This window comes from Marinospirillum sp. (genome assembly GCF_035271045.1).
Classification (GTDB): Bacteria; Pseudomonadota; Gammaproteobacteria; order Pseudomonadales; family Halomonadaceae; genus Marinospirillum.
Window position 1 is genome coordinate 1 of the sequence record NZ_DATESC010000019.1, and the last position, 15,218, is coordinate 15,218.

Annotated in this window: 11 protein-coding genes; 8 read left to right on the forward strand and 3 right to left on the reverse strand. The window is 40.2% G+C overall.

The window, feature by feature from the left end:
- Window positions 1–155: 155 nt before the first annotated feature.
- Window positions 156–419, reverse strand: coding sequence for a hypothetical protein (locus tag VJY63_RS07895; RefSeq protein ID WP_324049698.1), 264 nt, complete (start codon window positions 417–419; stop codon window positions 156–158).
- 143 nt (window positions 420–562) lie between these two features.
- Here VJY63_RS07895 and purE point away from each other — a divergent pair, with 143 nt between their 5' ends.
- The 5 genes from purE (at window position 563) to VJY63_RS07920 (ending at window position 3,670) form a co-directional block, all read left to right on the forward strand.
- Window positions 563–1,054, forward strand: a complete 492-nt coding sequence (gene purE / locus VJY63_RS07900) for a 5-(carboxyamino)imidazole ribonucleotide mutase (RefSeq protein ID WP_324049700.1) — start codon at window positions 563–565, stop codon at window positions 1,052–1,054.
- A gap of 17 nt (window positions 1,055–1,071) precedes the next feature.
- The gene (locus tag VJY63_RS07905; protein ID WP_324049702.1) at window positions 1,072–2,217 is read left to right on the forward strand and encodes a 5-(carboxyamino)imidazole ribonucleotide synthase; all 1,146 of its coding nucleotides are present in this window, start codon (window positions 1,072–1,074) and stop codon (window positions 2,215–2,217) included.
- Window positions 2,218–2,336: 119 nt separating this feature from the next.
- On the forward strand, window positions 2,337–2,810 hold the full coding sequence (locus tag VJY63_RS07910; protein ID WP_324049704.1) for a Dps family protein: 474 nt from the start codon (window positions 2,337–2,339) through the stop codon (window positions 2,808–2,810).
- 82 nt (window positions 2,811–2,892) lie between these two features.
- Window positions 2,893–3,414, forward strand: a complete 522-nt coding sequence (locus VJY63_RS07915; protein WP_324049706.1) for a DUF501 domain-containing protein — start codon at window positions 2,893–2,895, stop codon at window positions 3,412–3,414.
- A 130-nt stretch (window positions 3,415–3,544) separates the two neighbouring features.
- On the forward strand, window positions 3,545–3,670 hold the full coding sequence (locus VJY63_RS07920) for a hypothetical protein (protein WP_324049708.1): 126 nt from the start codon (window positions 3,545–3,547) through the stop codon (window positions 3,668–3,670).
- A 47-nt stretch (window positions 3,671–3,717) separates the two neighbouring features.
- Here the strand turns inward: VJY63_RS07920 and VJY63_RS07925 are convergent, their stop codons facing one another.
- Both VJY63_RS07925 and VJY63_RS07930 read right to left on the reverse strand, forming a co-directional pair.
- Window positions 3,718–6,879: an efflux RND transporter permease subunit gene (locus VJY63_RS07925; RefSeq protein WP_324049710.1), complete on the reverse strand. Its 3,162-nt coding sequence runs from the start codon at window positions 6,877–6,879 to the stop codon at window positions 3,718–3,720.
- On the reverse strand, window positions 6,879–7,991 hold the full coding sequence (locus VJY63_RS07930) for an efflux RND transporter periplasmic adaptor subunit (protein ID WP_324049712.1): 1,113 nt from the start codon (window positions 7,989–7,991) through the stop codon (window positions 6,879–6,881). Before VJY63_RS07930 ends, VJY63_RS07925 begins: the two co-directional genes overlap by 1 nt.
- A 196-nt stretch (window positions 7,992–8,187) precedes the next feature.
- On the opposite strand from VJY63_RS07930, the gene VJY63_RS07935 reads away from it, so the two are divergent.
- The 3 genes from VJY63_RS07935 to VJY63_RS07945 are packed head-to-tail and all read left to right on the forward strand — an operon-like array spanning window position 8,188 to window position 15,205.
- On the forward strand, window positions 8,188–11,259 hold the full coding sequence (locus tag VJY63_RS07935; RefSeq protein WP_324049714.1) for an MFS transporter: 3,072 nt from the start codon (window positions 8,188–8,190) through the stop codon (window positions 11,257–11,259).
- Complete coding sequence (locus VJY63_RS07940) at window positions 11,256–14,078, forward strand: adenylate/guanylate cyclase domain-containing protein (RefSeq protein WP_324049716.1); 2,823 nt, start codon at window positions 11,256–11,258, stop codon at window positions 14,076–14,078. The genes VJY63_RS07935 and VJY63_RS07940 overlap by 4 nt, the downstream gene beginning before the upstream one ends.
- Window positions 14,075–15,205, forward strand: coding sequence for a formyltransferase family protein (locus VJY63_RS07945; protein ID WP_324049718.1), 1,131 nt, complete (start codon window positions 14,075–14,077; stop codon window positions 15,203–15,205). Before VJY63_RS07940 ends, VJY63_RS07945 begins: the two co-directional genes overlap by 4 nt.
- Window positions 15,206–15,218: the final 13 nt, after the last annotated feature.

A 15,218-nucleotide genomic window follows, 5' to 3' on the forward strand; every position in this document is an offset into this window, starting at 1 on the left:
ATATTCGTGATAAAGGCATTCTAGAATTAAAGGCGGCTGGTCGGTCGTTTCTGCTTATGGAAGCTGCGTAAGTCTTGATACTATCGAGCAACGGCTAACGAAATAAGAAGCATCGCCCGATTAAGGGCGGTGAGTAGTCACATTTAACTAATGCGCTAGCTACGTCCCTTGTAAAGCCCTACTAAAGTAAACACCAGCCCAGCACACGATGCCCAAAGGCTGGTGCTTACTAAAAGTGGGTGGCGCTCGGCAAAGGTTACAAAAATGCCTTGTTGATCCATTAAGCATTCGTTAAGTATATAATCGTAACTGCCACCTTCATAAATACAGCTGCTGACATCAGCATATTCAACGCCCCACACCCCCATTAAAACCAATAACGGTAGAATAAACAGGCTTAACCCTAATTTAAGTAGCATTTTTATTCCTTAATTTGTAAAAAACGACCAATAAAAATTAACCCAGCTAGATTAGCACTTTTCCCTAGCTAGGTTTATAGGGTATGCTTTCGGGCTTTCATTTTAACTACTACTGAATTAATCAGGATTGGGAGCAAGCTTAGATGCAACCACAAGTCGGTATCATTATGGGGTCTAAATCAGATTGGCCCACCATGGAACGCGCTGCTGCTCTACTAGATACCTTGGGTGTTAGTTATGAAGTTGAAGTCGTTTCTGCTCATCGCACGCCAGACAAGCTGTTTACTTATGCTAAAAGTGCTAAAAGCCGTGGCTTGAAGGTGATTATTGCCGGTGCTGGCGGCGCAGCACATTTGCCCGGTATGGCCGCTTCACAAACTAATTTGCCAGTTTTGGGTGTACCCATTGAAAGCCAAGCCTTAAAAGGCATGGATTCTTTATTGTCCATTGTACAAATGCCAGCGGGTGTTCCTGTCGCAACCCTTGCTATTGGTAAAGCGGGTGCTGCTAATGCCGCTATTTTAGCCGCGCAAATTTTAGCGTTGAATGATATTAGCATTGCTAAAAAACTAGAAGAATTTTGTACTAATCAAACTCAAACCGTGTTGGATAATCCTGATCCACGCGTTATATAAACTAGAGGTTTTAAACCATGCGTGTAGGTATTCTAGGTGCTGGTCAATTAGGGCAAATGCTCGCTTTAGCAGGCTATCCTTTAGGGCAACGCTTTGTTTTTTTAGACACGACGGGTAATCCTAGTGCTGATATTGGGCAAACCTTGATTGATAAAGATAATACGTGTTTAGCTGAATTTTTGAGCCAAGTGGATGTGGTTAGCTATGAATTTGAACACCTGCCCGTAGCGCTTGTACGTGAAATTGAGCAACATAAACCTGTTTACCCTTCTAGTCGAGCCTTACAAGTTTGCCAAAACCGTGGTTTAGAAAAAGCTTTATTTACTCAGCTAGCCATTCCTACCCCTGAATACCATTTGGTGGATTCTTTAGAAACCTTGCAGCAAGCAGTAACAGACTTAATAAATAAGCATAACAAACCCGTCGTTATTAAAACTGTTACTGAAGGGTATGATGGGAAAGGTCAAGCGGTATTAAAAACCGCTAGCAGTGAAGGTGTTACGGCCGTTTGGCAGCGTATTGGTGGGCGTGAGTTAATTGTTGAAGCCTTTATAGATTTTGTACGCGAAGTTTCGATTATTGCTGTACGGGGGCAAGTGGGCGAAGTGCGTTTTTACCCTATTGCTGAAAATCACCACGTCGATGGCATTTTGCGTTATTCCTTTGCACCGCTACCTAACTTAAATACTGACTTACAAGCTCAAGCAGAAGGTTATATAAACGCACTGCTTAACGAATTAGATTATGTGGGCGTACTGACGCTTGAATTATTCCAGCAAGCCAATGGCCAGCTAATGGCGAATGAAATGGCACCTAGAGTGCATAATTCTGGGCACTGGACACAAAATGGTGCAGCCACTAGCCAATTTGAAAACCACCTGCGTGCGGTTACTGGTTTACCGTTGGGTGCAACCACGGCACTTTCGCCCACTTGCATGGTTAATATTATTGCCAAAAATGGTGATGCACAGCAGTTGTTACAAGAAGAAGGTTTGCACCTACACCTCTATGGTAAAGAAGAGCGGGCTAGCAGAAAACTGGGGCACGTTAATCTTGTTGCAGCCAGCAGTGAAGCGTTGCTTGCTAAGATTAATAAGGTTGCTAAGTTATTACCTGATTCGCCAGCACCCTGCTTTAGTTTTGCACCAGAAAGCCAACTTTAATAGTTATTAGTTATTAACTGTAGTCATAAAAAAACTTAGCAGCAGACTAGTTGCTGGGTTAAGATGAATACTTATTAGTTGAATGCTTTAACGAATTTCAAATGGGTAAGGAGATTCAAATGAACACGAATCGTATCGGACTGGATATAGCTAAATCTCAGCTATTAGCAGAAAAACTGAACACACTGCTGGCGAACTACCAAATTTTTTACATGAACGTGCGTGGTTATCATTGGAATATTCAAGGTCGTCAATTTTTTGAGCTGCACGTTAAGTTTGAAGAGCAGTACAACGACTTAATTTTAAAAGTTGATGAATTGGCTGAGCGTATTTTAACTTTGGGTCATCGTCCATTACACGCTTTTAGTGATTACATTGCTCAAAGCAGCATTAAAGAGCACAAGCAAGCCACTGACGGTAAAGTGTGTGTTGAAGGTTTGTTAGTTGGTTATAAGCAGATTATTGAAATGCAGCGTGAGCTTTTAAGTGTAGCAAGTGAAGCTGGCGATGAAGGCACTACAGCATTAATGAGCGACTACATTGGTCAGCAAGAAAAAACCGTGTGGATGTTAAGTGCTTACTTAGCGGGTTAATCAGTGCTGAATTAATCGTTTAAATTTTTAATAAAACAGCGGGCATTTAACCCCGCTGTTTTTTATTGTGATGAGAAGAATTATGTTTCAACGCGTTGCCTTACAACCTACGCCAGAGCAGCGGTTATTGATTGCTGATGAATTAGGCAAAGAACCAACAGGAATGGAGTTAATTACAGCCATTGATAGTCAAGGTCATCCATTAGCCTTGCAAGTGGCTGCATTGGTGAAGGGTAAACCTTTTCCGACTTTTTATTGGTTAAGCAGCCGTTTTTTAGTCAAAGAATTATCGCATTTAGAAGCCGCTGGTTTAATTAAAGTGTTAGAGCAACGCTTGCAAGATGAACCTTTGTTAATGACTGAATACCGCCAAAGCCATGAGGATTATGTAGCCAGACGCTGGGCCGCGATGAGCCAAGCCACTAAAGATGAAATTGAACGTCTAGGCTTTACCGACGTTTTTACTAAACGCGGCGTGGGCGGTATAGAAAACTGGCAACAAATTCGTTGCTTACATACACAATATGCACACCATTTAAGCAGCGGTAATGCGATCGGTCGAATCTTAGACGAAGAATATGGCATTGCAGCTTTATTGCCTTAAATTTACGGCTTTAAAAAAGCGGATTAATGATCTAGGTTAAGATTCAGGCTGTTTCTTCTACTTGAATATGGGTTAAACTAGGTTAGCAGGAAGTTTAAAGCGTTTATTGTGCTGGAGTGGAGAAAGCCTTATGTATTTAGATCAATATGTTATTGCCAGCCTTGTACTGGTTGCAGTTATGGTTGTAGCAAGTGTTTGGTCAGTTAAAAAAGTAAAAGAATTAATTGCTAAAGATTCAGCAGCAGCTAAAAAGTAATTAAAATCCCCGAACTTGAGTCGGGGATTTTTTTTGTGTTTAGTTGTTTAGCTATTTGCAGTTAAGGCTTGTTGTTTATTTAATTGGCGTGATGTTAATGAAACTTTCTCACCCAGCACTAATAAACAAGGCGTTAAAATCAGCGTTAACAGGGTTGCAAATGCTAATCCCCCAACAATTGCGCTAGAAAGCTGTCGCCACCACTGCGTTGAAGGTGCATCCCAACCTAAACTGGGTTCCATTAGATTGACGTTAATGCCTAATACCATCGGCAATAAACCCAAAATAGTGGTCAGCGCTGTTAGCAAAACAGGACGCAACCTTAGGCTACCCGTTTCTAACGCGGCTTCTATCGCGCTTAAACCCTGTTGCCGAATGCGGTTGTAGGTATCAATTAATACGATATTGTTGTTAACTACGATGCCTGCTAATGCAATAATCGCCATGCCCACCATCACCACGCCAAAGGCTTGTCCTGCCAACATTAACCCCAGCAATACGCCCGCTGTTGAAAATACAATCGCTGAAAGCACCAAAAAAGTTTGATAAAGGCTATTAAACTGCATCACTAGAATAATCAGCATTAAAAAGATAGCGATTAAAAACGCAGTGATTAAAAAAATCATTGACTCTTGCATATCTGCTTTTTCACCAGCAATTTTTACTGTTACACCTTCCGGTAGTTGCGTTAACAGTGGTTGTAACAGTGTTAGTTGTTTATCTAATTGATAACCGGCTGCTAAATCAGCTTTTAGCGTAAGGGTGCGTTGACCATTTAAGCGGGTCAGTGTACTGGTTTTTTGTGCTGGCTCTAGGCGTACAAAATTACTGAGTGGTACTTGTCCGCTGGTGGTGTGCAGTGTCATGCGGCTTAGTTGCGCTAAAGTACGTGCGGCAAAAGGAAAGCGAACACGAATATCGACTTCATCGTTGGCATCTTCAGGGCGATATTTTGCCAGCATTAAACCATTGGTGACTAATTGCACCGCATTACCTACAGCGGTTATGTCTGCGCCAAAGCGAGCAGCGGCTTCTCGATCAACAATAAAACGCCATTCAATGCCTGATAAGCTGCGGTTGTCTTGAAGGTCGGTAAAGCCGCCAATTTGTTGCATTTGAGTAATAATTTGCGCCACTGCTGCTTTGGCTTTTAATGTGTCAGAAGAACTCACTTCTAATTCAAAAGGTTTACTCCCACCAGGGCCTTGTTTTTGCTCACGAAACTCTAAAAAAACTCCTAAAATATCAGCTGTTCTCTCACGCATTTCATTAATAATATCTTGTGCTTTGCGGCGCTCATTCCAATCGTTAAACTGAAATTGAATCGTGCCAATGGTATCTTCTGGCGTGTCGCCACCAAAGCTGCGACCCGTTTGGCTTGTAAAGGAACGGGCGTAAAAAGCTTTGATTTCAGTCATACCCGTTAGACGTTTTTCAACGCGTTGAACTAAAGCATCACTTTCATAAATGGACAAATCGCCTCGCGCACGAATTTGAACTTGGGCTGAGTCGGGTTCGATGGCAGGAAAAAAATCAAAGCCGTGATTAAACTGAGTGTAAGCAAGGTAAATCACCGCAATTAAACCCAGTATTGCTAATAGGGTTGAGGCTGGGTAATGCAGCAGTTTGTTCAAGAGCTTGCGATACATAACCCCTAAACGGCTTGGTGGTTTAGAACCAACACGGTAGTCAGCTGCTTCACCCAAAGCAGTGATGTCTGCTTTGCTTAGTTGAATATTTTTGCCACCACCAGAAACACTGCCCAGTGCCGGTAAAAAAACCAGCGCCATCGCTAACGATGCTAGCAAACAAAGAATGACCGTGATGGGTAAAAATTTCATAAATTCACCAACCATACCTGGCCAAAATAGCAGCGGTAAAAATACTGAAATGGTGGTTGCGGTTGATGCAGTAATGGGCCAAGCCATACGGCTAGCCGCTTGTTGCCAAGCTTGAGGCGGCGTTAAACCTTCTTCTAAGTAACGATTAGCCAATTCAGCCACCACCAATGCGCCATCAACCAGCATTCCTGCCACTAAAATCAAAGCAAATAGCACCATTGTATTCATGGTGTAGCCTAGCGCCCAGATCATTAAAATACCGACTAAAAAAGCACCAGGAATGGTAATGCCGACCAGTACAGACGAGCGAAAACCCATTGCAGCAATTACAATTAACATGACTAATACGACTGCTGTGGCGACGTTGTTGAGTAGATCATTAAGGGTGTTTTCGACCTCAATAGACTGATCCATGATGTAATTAATAGCGAGTTCTTTGGGTAATAAGGGTTGTGCTGCTTTTAGTAAGGCTTTTACCTGCGCTACAGTTTCAATAATATTGGCACCACTGCGCTTAGTGACTTCTAACACCATAGCCGGCTGACCATTAATTCTGGCAAAACCCGTAGGGTCTTTAAATGTACGGTGAATGGTTGCTAAGTCACCAAAAGTAATCACAGTAGTGCCGCTTACCTTAACGGGCATTTGCATTAAATCTTCAAGGTTTTCTATTACGCCAGGCACTTTTATGGCTAAACGCCCTGCCCCGCTGTCTAAACTACCGGCAGCTACTAGGCGGTTATTACGTGAAACTAGGTTAAATAATTGGGCGGCATCTAACCCATAGCTTTCCATAATTTGTGGATCAATCAGTATTTCTAATAAGTCTTCTTTATTGCCACCAATATCTACTTCCAGTATTTCAGGTAAGGCTTCTAGTGTTAGCTGAATCTGCCGTGCTGTTGCGACGAGTGTAAATTCATCAATGGGGCCAGAAAGCCCGATGGATAAAATAGGGAACAGTGCGGTATTAACTTCATGGACTTGTGGGTCGTCAGCTTCAGAGGGTAGTTTGCTACGTGCGTTATCAACCAGCTCCCTTACATCTTGCAAGGCTTGTTTGGAATCAAAGCCTGCGTCAAATTCTAGTAATACCGAAGCATGGCCTTCTGATGCATTGCCCGTCATTTTTTTAACGCTTTCTAATGAGCTGAGCTCTTGCTCCATTGGACGTACCAGTAGGCGTTCGGCATCTTCTGGACTAATGCCTTCTAAGCGCATCGAAATATAAACAATGGGAATAGTAATATCGGGAAAAGCTTCTTTGGGAATGGCGACATAAGCGGCCCAGCCGCCAATAACCAGCATTAATAATGCCAATAATGTTGCACGGCTGCGGTTAATTGCAGCACTAATTAAATTTAACATTAACGCTGCTCCTGACTGTCTAGTGCTTGTTTAAGAACGGGTAAAACCGTGTCACCCGATTCAACAAAACCAGCACCCAGCGTAATGAGCTGGATTTTTTTAGGTAAACCACCGAGCCAAGCACCGTTAATGTCGCTGCTTAATAATTCTACCGGCGAAAAGACAACCTGCTGTTGTTCATTAACGTGCTTAATACCCATACGACCTTGTTGATTTAAACTAAGTCTAGCTAAAGAAAGGTAGTGAGCAGCGATGCTGGGACGCTGAATAAATAAAGTTGCGCTAGCACCGGCTAAACGTAATTGCTGAGGGTTTTCAATCACTACTTCTAGCTTAAAAGTACGAGTAGCCATATCAGCAAGGCTACTGATTAAAGCAACTTTACCTGTTAGTTCGCGGCCATCAAGTAGAGTTAACTTAACCGGCTGGTTCTCTTTGATATTGGCTATCTTTTGTTGTGAGATTTGGGCAACGGCTTTTAATCGATTAATATTTAACAAGGTAAATAAAGGGTTGCCTGTTTGTACAAACTCACCCAGTTCTACATGACGCTTTTCTAACAAACCAGCAAACGGTGCTTTAGGGCGTGTATTGGCAAGTTCTAATTGAATCGCTTGTAAATCAACTTCGGTTTGTAGCAAGCTACTTTTTAGGCGTAGTAATTCATTGTCTGAAACAAGATTAGCGTTTTTTAAGCGTTGCGCTGCTTTAAGGTCAGCAGCACGGCTTGCATATTCAGCTTTAAATTGGGCGAGTTGGGCAGGGCGGTTATCTTTAGCCAACTGCAATAGTTCAGCACCTTGTGTAAGGTGTTGTCCTTCTTGAGCGAATAATTGAATCACTCGACCACTGGTTTCTGCAAGAATGTCTACCTGTTGCCAAGGTTTTAGTTGCCCTTGCAAGGTTTCTACTGGGTGGAATAATTTAGCTTCTATCCACTGCGTTTCAACACGCATCGCTTTTTGGGCGGTAATTGGTTGGCTTGATATTTGTTGAATAGCTGAAGGTGCAGTGGTTTTGCTGCTTAAAAAATCACCGCTGGCTAACCAAATAATTAAAACTAGCAGCAGTGCTAAGGCAAGCAGGGGCGATAAAAATTTCTTAACAGACATTTTAATAACCTTGTTAAAGAGTGGGTTTAAAGGTTAGACTTAGAAAAAATTAGCGATCCTCTTCAAGCTAGCCCCGTACATAACGTCGTTGCAATACCTATAAGGTAATTTTAATGCAGTATTTTAAGGCATTTTTGGTTGTCGTTGATTTTTATTCTTTTTTTTCTATAAACACACACGCTATAGCACTTAAATCATGAACTTTAGTAAATATAAATATAGCATTTTAATTTTATTACTTGTATTTACTGCGCTGATAACTTGGCAAAATAGAGCCTACCTTAATGACGCACCTTGGGTTACAGCTTTGCATTACAGCTACCCTGAATACGCTGTTGCTGATACAAGAAATCAACTTTATGTTATTGACCAATCAAAACGCCGTATCACGCGAATTAATGCTAATAATCAATCCTCTTTGATATTAAAGGGTGGAGAAAAAAAACCTAACTCATTCTTTTATGCTTTTGATTTAGCTGTAGATTCAAAAGGTCATATCTTCCTACTCAATCATGTTATGGATGAACGTGGTTTCAATCTTATACGTGAAGAAATTCAAGAGTATGATTCTCAAGGCCAGTTCATTGGCTTGATTTACCAGCAAAACTATTCAGAAGCAGACCATAAACCTACTTTGGTACAAAGAGGAAAAATTACAGGACTGACCTATTATCAGGATCGGCTGCATTGGTATGTGGTTGATGAGCGCGGAATTCAGCCTTTTAGCTTAGCCAATTCAAACAGTATTACTGAAGTAGAGTCTGGGCTGTTTTATCCATTAAAAGGTGCCGATTACCTTATTGCTGATTTACACCCCATAAGCTTAGAATCTTTTGTTTACTCAAAGAAAAACGGCAGTATCCACCAAACTTCTTTTGCCGTAGATGGAATGTATTGGACAGAACAACGCTATCAAGCCCCAGCGCAAGCTTTCTCGATTGCTCCTTGGGGTGTTGCTGTTAATAAACAACAGACCATTTTTACGCTTGATCTACTGAATCAGTCCATTCATCCACTTGATAACCATCAACTGAACAGCGCTTTTTTTTCTGGCAATCAACTACAAGCTAGTCGCCCAGAAACGGCATTTTTTAACTATTATCACTTTTCTATAGCACCCGATAACAGCCTGATTACTACCAACGATGAAGCGGTGATTCAATGGTCTCAGTCAGGATTAGAACGGTATTTAACCGTTGCACCTTATAATGCTCAGTTGTTGCAAAATCATTGGTTGGCTTGGGTGAGTTGTTTGGTTTTTGTGGTTGCTTTATCAAGGCTGCTCTTTTTTGGTGTTCAGTTATTAATTCAGCATTCAGGTCAGGTTTTTTATCTTTCGATAGCCACTATAGCAGCCGTTTCAATTTCTGCTTTTGTTGTTTCAAATATGATTATTCCTCACCTTACCAAGCAATATGAACAGGTTTTAGTTGAAAAACTTTCGTATATGCTGCAAACCAGCCCTCGCTTGGTCGATGCTGAATTGTTTGATCAACTTCAAGGTTTGGATGATTTTCAAGGTGAGGCTTATCAAAAAATTTATGCAAGTTTTTTGGAGGGCTTGAACTACAACCAAGATACTTGGAATGAAAGCAGTTACTTTGCAATTTATCGAATTATCAATAACCGGCTTTATGGTCTTATGTATTTAAATGGAAGCATTGGCATGATGCATCCTTTTGATTGGCTTGGTGATGATAGCGTTTATGAAAAAGCGCAACGCGGTTTAATTGCAACAGAGATGACGCACGATATTTCTGGCGAATGGCTTTACGGTGTTAGTCCGGTTAAAAATAAAGCGGGTGAGGTTGTTGCGCTTTTTGAAACTGGAACCGACCTTTATGCCTTTCGCTTGGCTAGCCAAAAGTTAATAAAAGATTTGGCGCTACAAGTAATTACCATCTTAGTCATTCTTGTTTTAGTGATGATGGAAATGATCTTTTTATATCAAATATTGAAGCAACGCTTTAATTTTGTTACTGACAAAGTCGCTATTAGTAAGGTGGGTGACTTTTCTGATGTACAGCTAGCACGGCCATTAAACTTTATTTTCTTTACTGCTGTTTCTATGTCATTAGCGTTTATACCACTGATGATGAGTGGTTTTTATGAACCCGTTACTGGATTATCTAAAGATTTTTTACTCGCATTACCCATTTCTATCGAGCTGTTCTTTTTTGGTTTTGCCACGCTTATTTCTGGTTATTTAGTACCTAGTTTAGGTTGGCGGCGTTTATTTGTTATTGGTTTGTTAGTTGTTTTAGTAGGGCTGGTTTTTTCTGGTTTAGCTTGGGATATGTCAAGTTTTTGTGTGGCACGCGGCTTCACTGGCTTAGGCAGTGGTATCAGCTACATTGGTTTACGTGCGTTAATTAACCAAGAAAGCCGACAACAGGCTCGTTCAGAAGGTTATAGCCATTTTTATGCGGGGATGATCGCCGGTGGTAATGTTGGTGTTGTTTTAGGTGCAAGCCTTGCTGATTTATTGGGCTTTTCACAAGTATTCTATGTGGCTGCTAGTATTCTTATTTTAGCCTTCGTTTTTTACTTTTATGGCTTAAAGCGCTTAGTTTATATTCAGCCGGCAATTAAAGCAGCCGTTGAAGAAAGTAGCGGTATAGGATTAACCAAAAAAGTAGAAGTAACCAAAAGGTCTGCGCTTACAATTTACTTGCGTGATCCTAAAATATGGCTGTTTTTTATCTGCCTAGTCTTTCCTACTTATTTAGCCGGTACTTTTTTAGCCTATTACCTGCCTGTTTTTGCAGAGGATCAAGGGTTATCCATTGCTGATATTGGTCGGTTATTTATACTGAATGGCTTGTTTATTATTTATTTTGGTCCTCCACTTAGCCGTTTCTTCAAGCGTCGTTTAGGTGATTTTCAAACACAAATGCTTGGCTCAGCACTTTGGGCTGCTAGTTTAATAATTTTTGCTGCTACGGGTTCTTTATGGGGTGCTGTAATGGCGCTTATTTTGATGGGCATCACAGAAGGTTTCTGTGCTACAGCTCAAAATGAATATTACCTTGAAATGCCATCATCTAAATTGTTGGGCGAAGATAAAGCAACAGGCTATTTTGAACTATTTAGCAAAATTGGAGAAACCTTGGGGCCGATAGGATTTTCTATTGCGCTACTTCTAGGTCAGCAACTGGGTATATTGGTACTGGGTCTGTTGGTGCTTTTTGCAACATTACCGGCACTTTTGTTCCTTAAAGAAACATCTGCCTCTTCTAATACCCCTTCTAAGGTATCCATTTTATGAAACGATTCTACTCACTTTCGATTAGAATTTTTGTTTTAAGCCTCATTGGATTTTTTCTGGTACATGAGCGCGATCAGATTATTGATTCTGTTGCCGTTTGGAACAAAAAAATTGAGTTTGAATACCCTCAATACGCTATTCAAGATGCAGATGAATTTTTGTATGTTGTTGATCGTTCACACCGGCGTATTCAAAAGCTAAATAAAGAAGGTTTTCTTGAGTTTGAACTTTTTGGTGGTGAGCGTGAAGAAGGTGGTTTCTTTTTTGCGCGTGATTTGCAGGTTGATAATCAAGGCAACCTTTATGTGCATAATCAAGTACTAGACTTACATGGTATGTTTGTTGAGCGTGAAGAATTATTACGCTATTTGCCTAATGGTCACTTTGATCAAATTGTTTATCAAATACATCACGAACCGCATTCAACTTTAGTGCAGCGTGGTTCTCTTTATGGCTTAAAAATACAAGATAACCGTTTACAGTTTTTATTCTTAGAAGAGCATCAAGTCAAGGGCTTTATACTTAATAGCGTACAAGGTGCTGTTGAGCTTGTCGGTAGTATTGATTTTCCTAATGCAAGGCAATGGATTTCAAGCCTTGATTGGAATGCTAAGCAAGGTTTTTTTGCGACTTTAAAAAATGGTAAAATAAAGTCTTATGATTGGACGGGGCAAAGTGAGCTTTTGTTTGATGGCGATAAAGTTGTTTTGAATACTCGCCCCGTGCAATCGCCTTTAGCACGTACCCTGCCTTGGGGGTTAAAAAACACGGGTGATGGCCGGTTAATTTTTATTGATCTTTCATCGCAATCTTTAGTTAGCTTGCCAAGTAAGCAAGCGGATGCAGCCATAATTTTTGATTATCAGCGACGTATTCAACAAGAACCTTCTGCATCACCTTCAATTTATTACCGATTTACCTATCAAGCGCCAGGTTTAATTCTAACAACTGATGAATATTCAGTTTTGGGGTTAGGCATTAATGGCGATATATTTTTTCAAAAAGATCATGCGTTGCGTCCTTGGAATCAAATTTTATGGCAAAGCTTTGTGTATTTTGCTTTCATTATATGGGTTCTTATCTTTATTCAATTGATTTGGTATATTTATGCTAATCTTTTAATGCGTAAAGTCTCCTTAATTATAAAGCAAGTGCTAATACTTGCGCCCTTGTTAAGTCTATCAACACTCATTGTAACTAATATGGTTATTAAATATTTTGATGCACAGCTCGCCGAAGAAAAGATACAAAAAGTTTCAATGATGGCGCAAAACTTTGCTAGGACTATTGATCCTAATCTTTTTAAAGGTTTTGAAGCCCAGTCAAGTTATTGGAATAATGAGTATCAAGAAATCAGAAAAGAATACCATAAAGCATTAAATTATAATAAAGATCAATGGAATGAAGGTTTTTATTTTGCGCTTTATCGAGTCATTGATAATAATATTTATGGGTTTATGTACCTTAATGATCAAATAGGTATTTCTCATCCATTTTTATGGTTCAATGAACCAAACAGTGTCTATAAAAAAGCATTTAATGGTCAGATTGCAGCAGAGATCACCACTGATGTAAGTGGTGATTGGCTCTATGGTGTAGCACCCATTATCAATGAGCAAGGAGAAACACTGGCTTTAGTTGAAGTGGGTACAGAGTTATTTACCTACCTTGAAAATAAGCGTGAAATGTACTTACAAACGCTTTATTGGGTTGCGATTGCGACAATCGGTCTATTATTTGTCATTATATTTTTTACTATGCTATTGCTTAGAACACTAAGGAAGCTACGCAAAGGTGTATTACGACTTGCTGATGGTGATTGGGATACTGAAATTATTATTAATAGTAATGATGAAGTTAATGAGCTGGCAGATACGTTTAATAGTATGTCTATTCATATTAAAAACTATATTAAAGAAATTAATGCACTTAACCGCTCTTATCGTCGATTCGTTCCAGAGCAGTTTTTGCATTACCTTGGACACCCCAGTGTTGTTAACGTAAAACTGGGTGATCAAGTTCAAAAAGATATGACTATTCTGTTTTCTGATATTCGTTCATTTACAGCGCTTTCAGAACAGATGACACCGGCAGAAAATTTTAATTTTTTAAATCAATACTTAGGCATTATGGGGCCACATATTCGAATGCAAAGCGGCTTTATTGATAAGTATATTGGTGATGCAATTATGGCACTGTTTCCTTTAGGTGTTGATTATGCCATTGCTGCTGCTGTTGGAATGCAATCAAGTCTTTTAGAGTTGAATAATGAGCGCCATGCTCAGGGTAAAGAAGTTTTGGCTATTGGTATTGGTATTCATGCTGGCTCTTGTATGCTTGGGATTTTAGGCGAAGCAGAGCGCATGGAAGGCACAGTTATTTCTGACCATGTCAATATCGCTAGCCGACTAGAAGGTTTAACCAAGCTTTATGGTGCAGGACTGATTGTAAGCGATGCTGTGTTTAATCTAGTCGAAGATCAGGACAAGTTAACTTACCGTTATTTAGGTAAAGTTCAAGTTAAAGGAAAAACACAATCCATTCGTATATTTGAAATACTTAATGGTGCTCCTGTACAAGAGCGCGATGAAAAAGTGCGTTCACGTTTAGAGCTGGAACGCGCCTTAAATGCTTATGAGCACGCAGATTTTGAGCTAGCTATTCAAGTATTAAACCGTTTGTCAGAAGACTACCCTAACGATCGCGTGGTTAACTTGTATTTAGAATCCTCTATCCAGTTAGCAGCTAATAATCAAGAAATTGATCAATGGAATGGTACTTTGATTATCAAATCTAAATCAGGGGAGTTTTCTATTTGAAGCAACCATTAATAACACCTTGGATACTTTATCTAGGTGGTGAGCGTCCACTTAATAAAAATAAAGCGTGGATAGACAGCGCCCAATCTTTAATTATTGCAGCAGCAAATGCAGGTTATCCACCTTGTTTGGTGCTTTTGCATTCAAGTGACGCTTTAATCCCTTGGTTAAATCAGCAAACCATTATTTGGATGCCACTGCCTGACATTTTGGTCGGTAAGCGTAGTGATATAATAAAGACTTTAAATGGCGATCAAGCACAACTAGTACTTCAACCCATTATTCAGCGACTTGAAGAACTTCAGCCGCAATGGGGATTAAGTTTCTATAGTGCTTGGATTCCACCTCAGATTTTCTCATTACCAAAGCAGGCATTTCTTAACTTTCATCCAGGCAATTTGCCGGAGCTTAGAGGGTTTGAGCCTGATAGTTGGGCGATTTTACGGGGTATGCAAAGTATACAAGGTAGCGTTCACCGCCTAACTTTAATTTATGATGCGGGTGATTTGGTTTGGAATACTTCAGCCACGTCTATTTGGGCATGGGATACACCAACCAGCCTTATCGAACGTGTTACCAGTATTTTTGTTAAAGAGTTACCAAGCTTGTTAAGTGCGATGCAAAATAAATGCTTGGTCTATACGCCACAAATTAATAAAGCGATACAAACCGCAACACGGGCACAACTTGTTTCAGAAGCAGTGATTGATTGGCAATTTGATTCTCATCAACAGCTGTCTAGGCGATTAAGAGTTTTTAATGGGCAAAATATTGGCATACCTTTACAAGCTAAGCTTGATGGTAAGTTTTACCGTGTATTGGCTATGGAACTTTGGCGGGGTCCTTGCCTAATCGAATCAGGGAAATGTTTGGGCTATTATCAAGAGGCAGGCAATTTTTTTGATGGCGCTCCAATTATCGCTACCAAAGAAGGCGTTGCGTTGATTAAAGTTAATGAACTAACCGCTGATTTTTATCCTTTAACTTTAGCGCAGCTAGCAGCAAGCACACCATCTAAAGTACAGGCTAAAGCGTATCAAATTGCTATTAGCCTTAGTAAATTTAATCCCACTAATTCTTATGAATATGACCAGTACGGGGTGTTTTATATACGGGATACTTTGTAGTAGCAATCTAAAA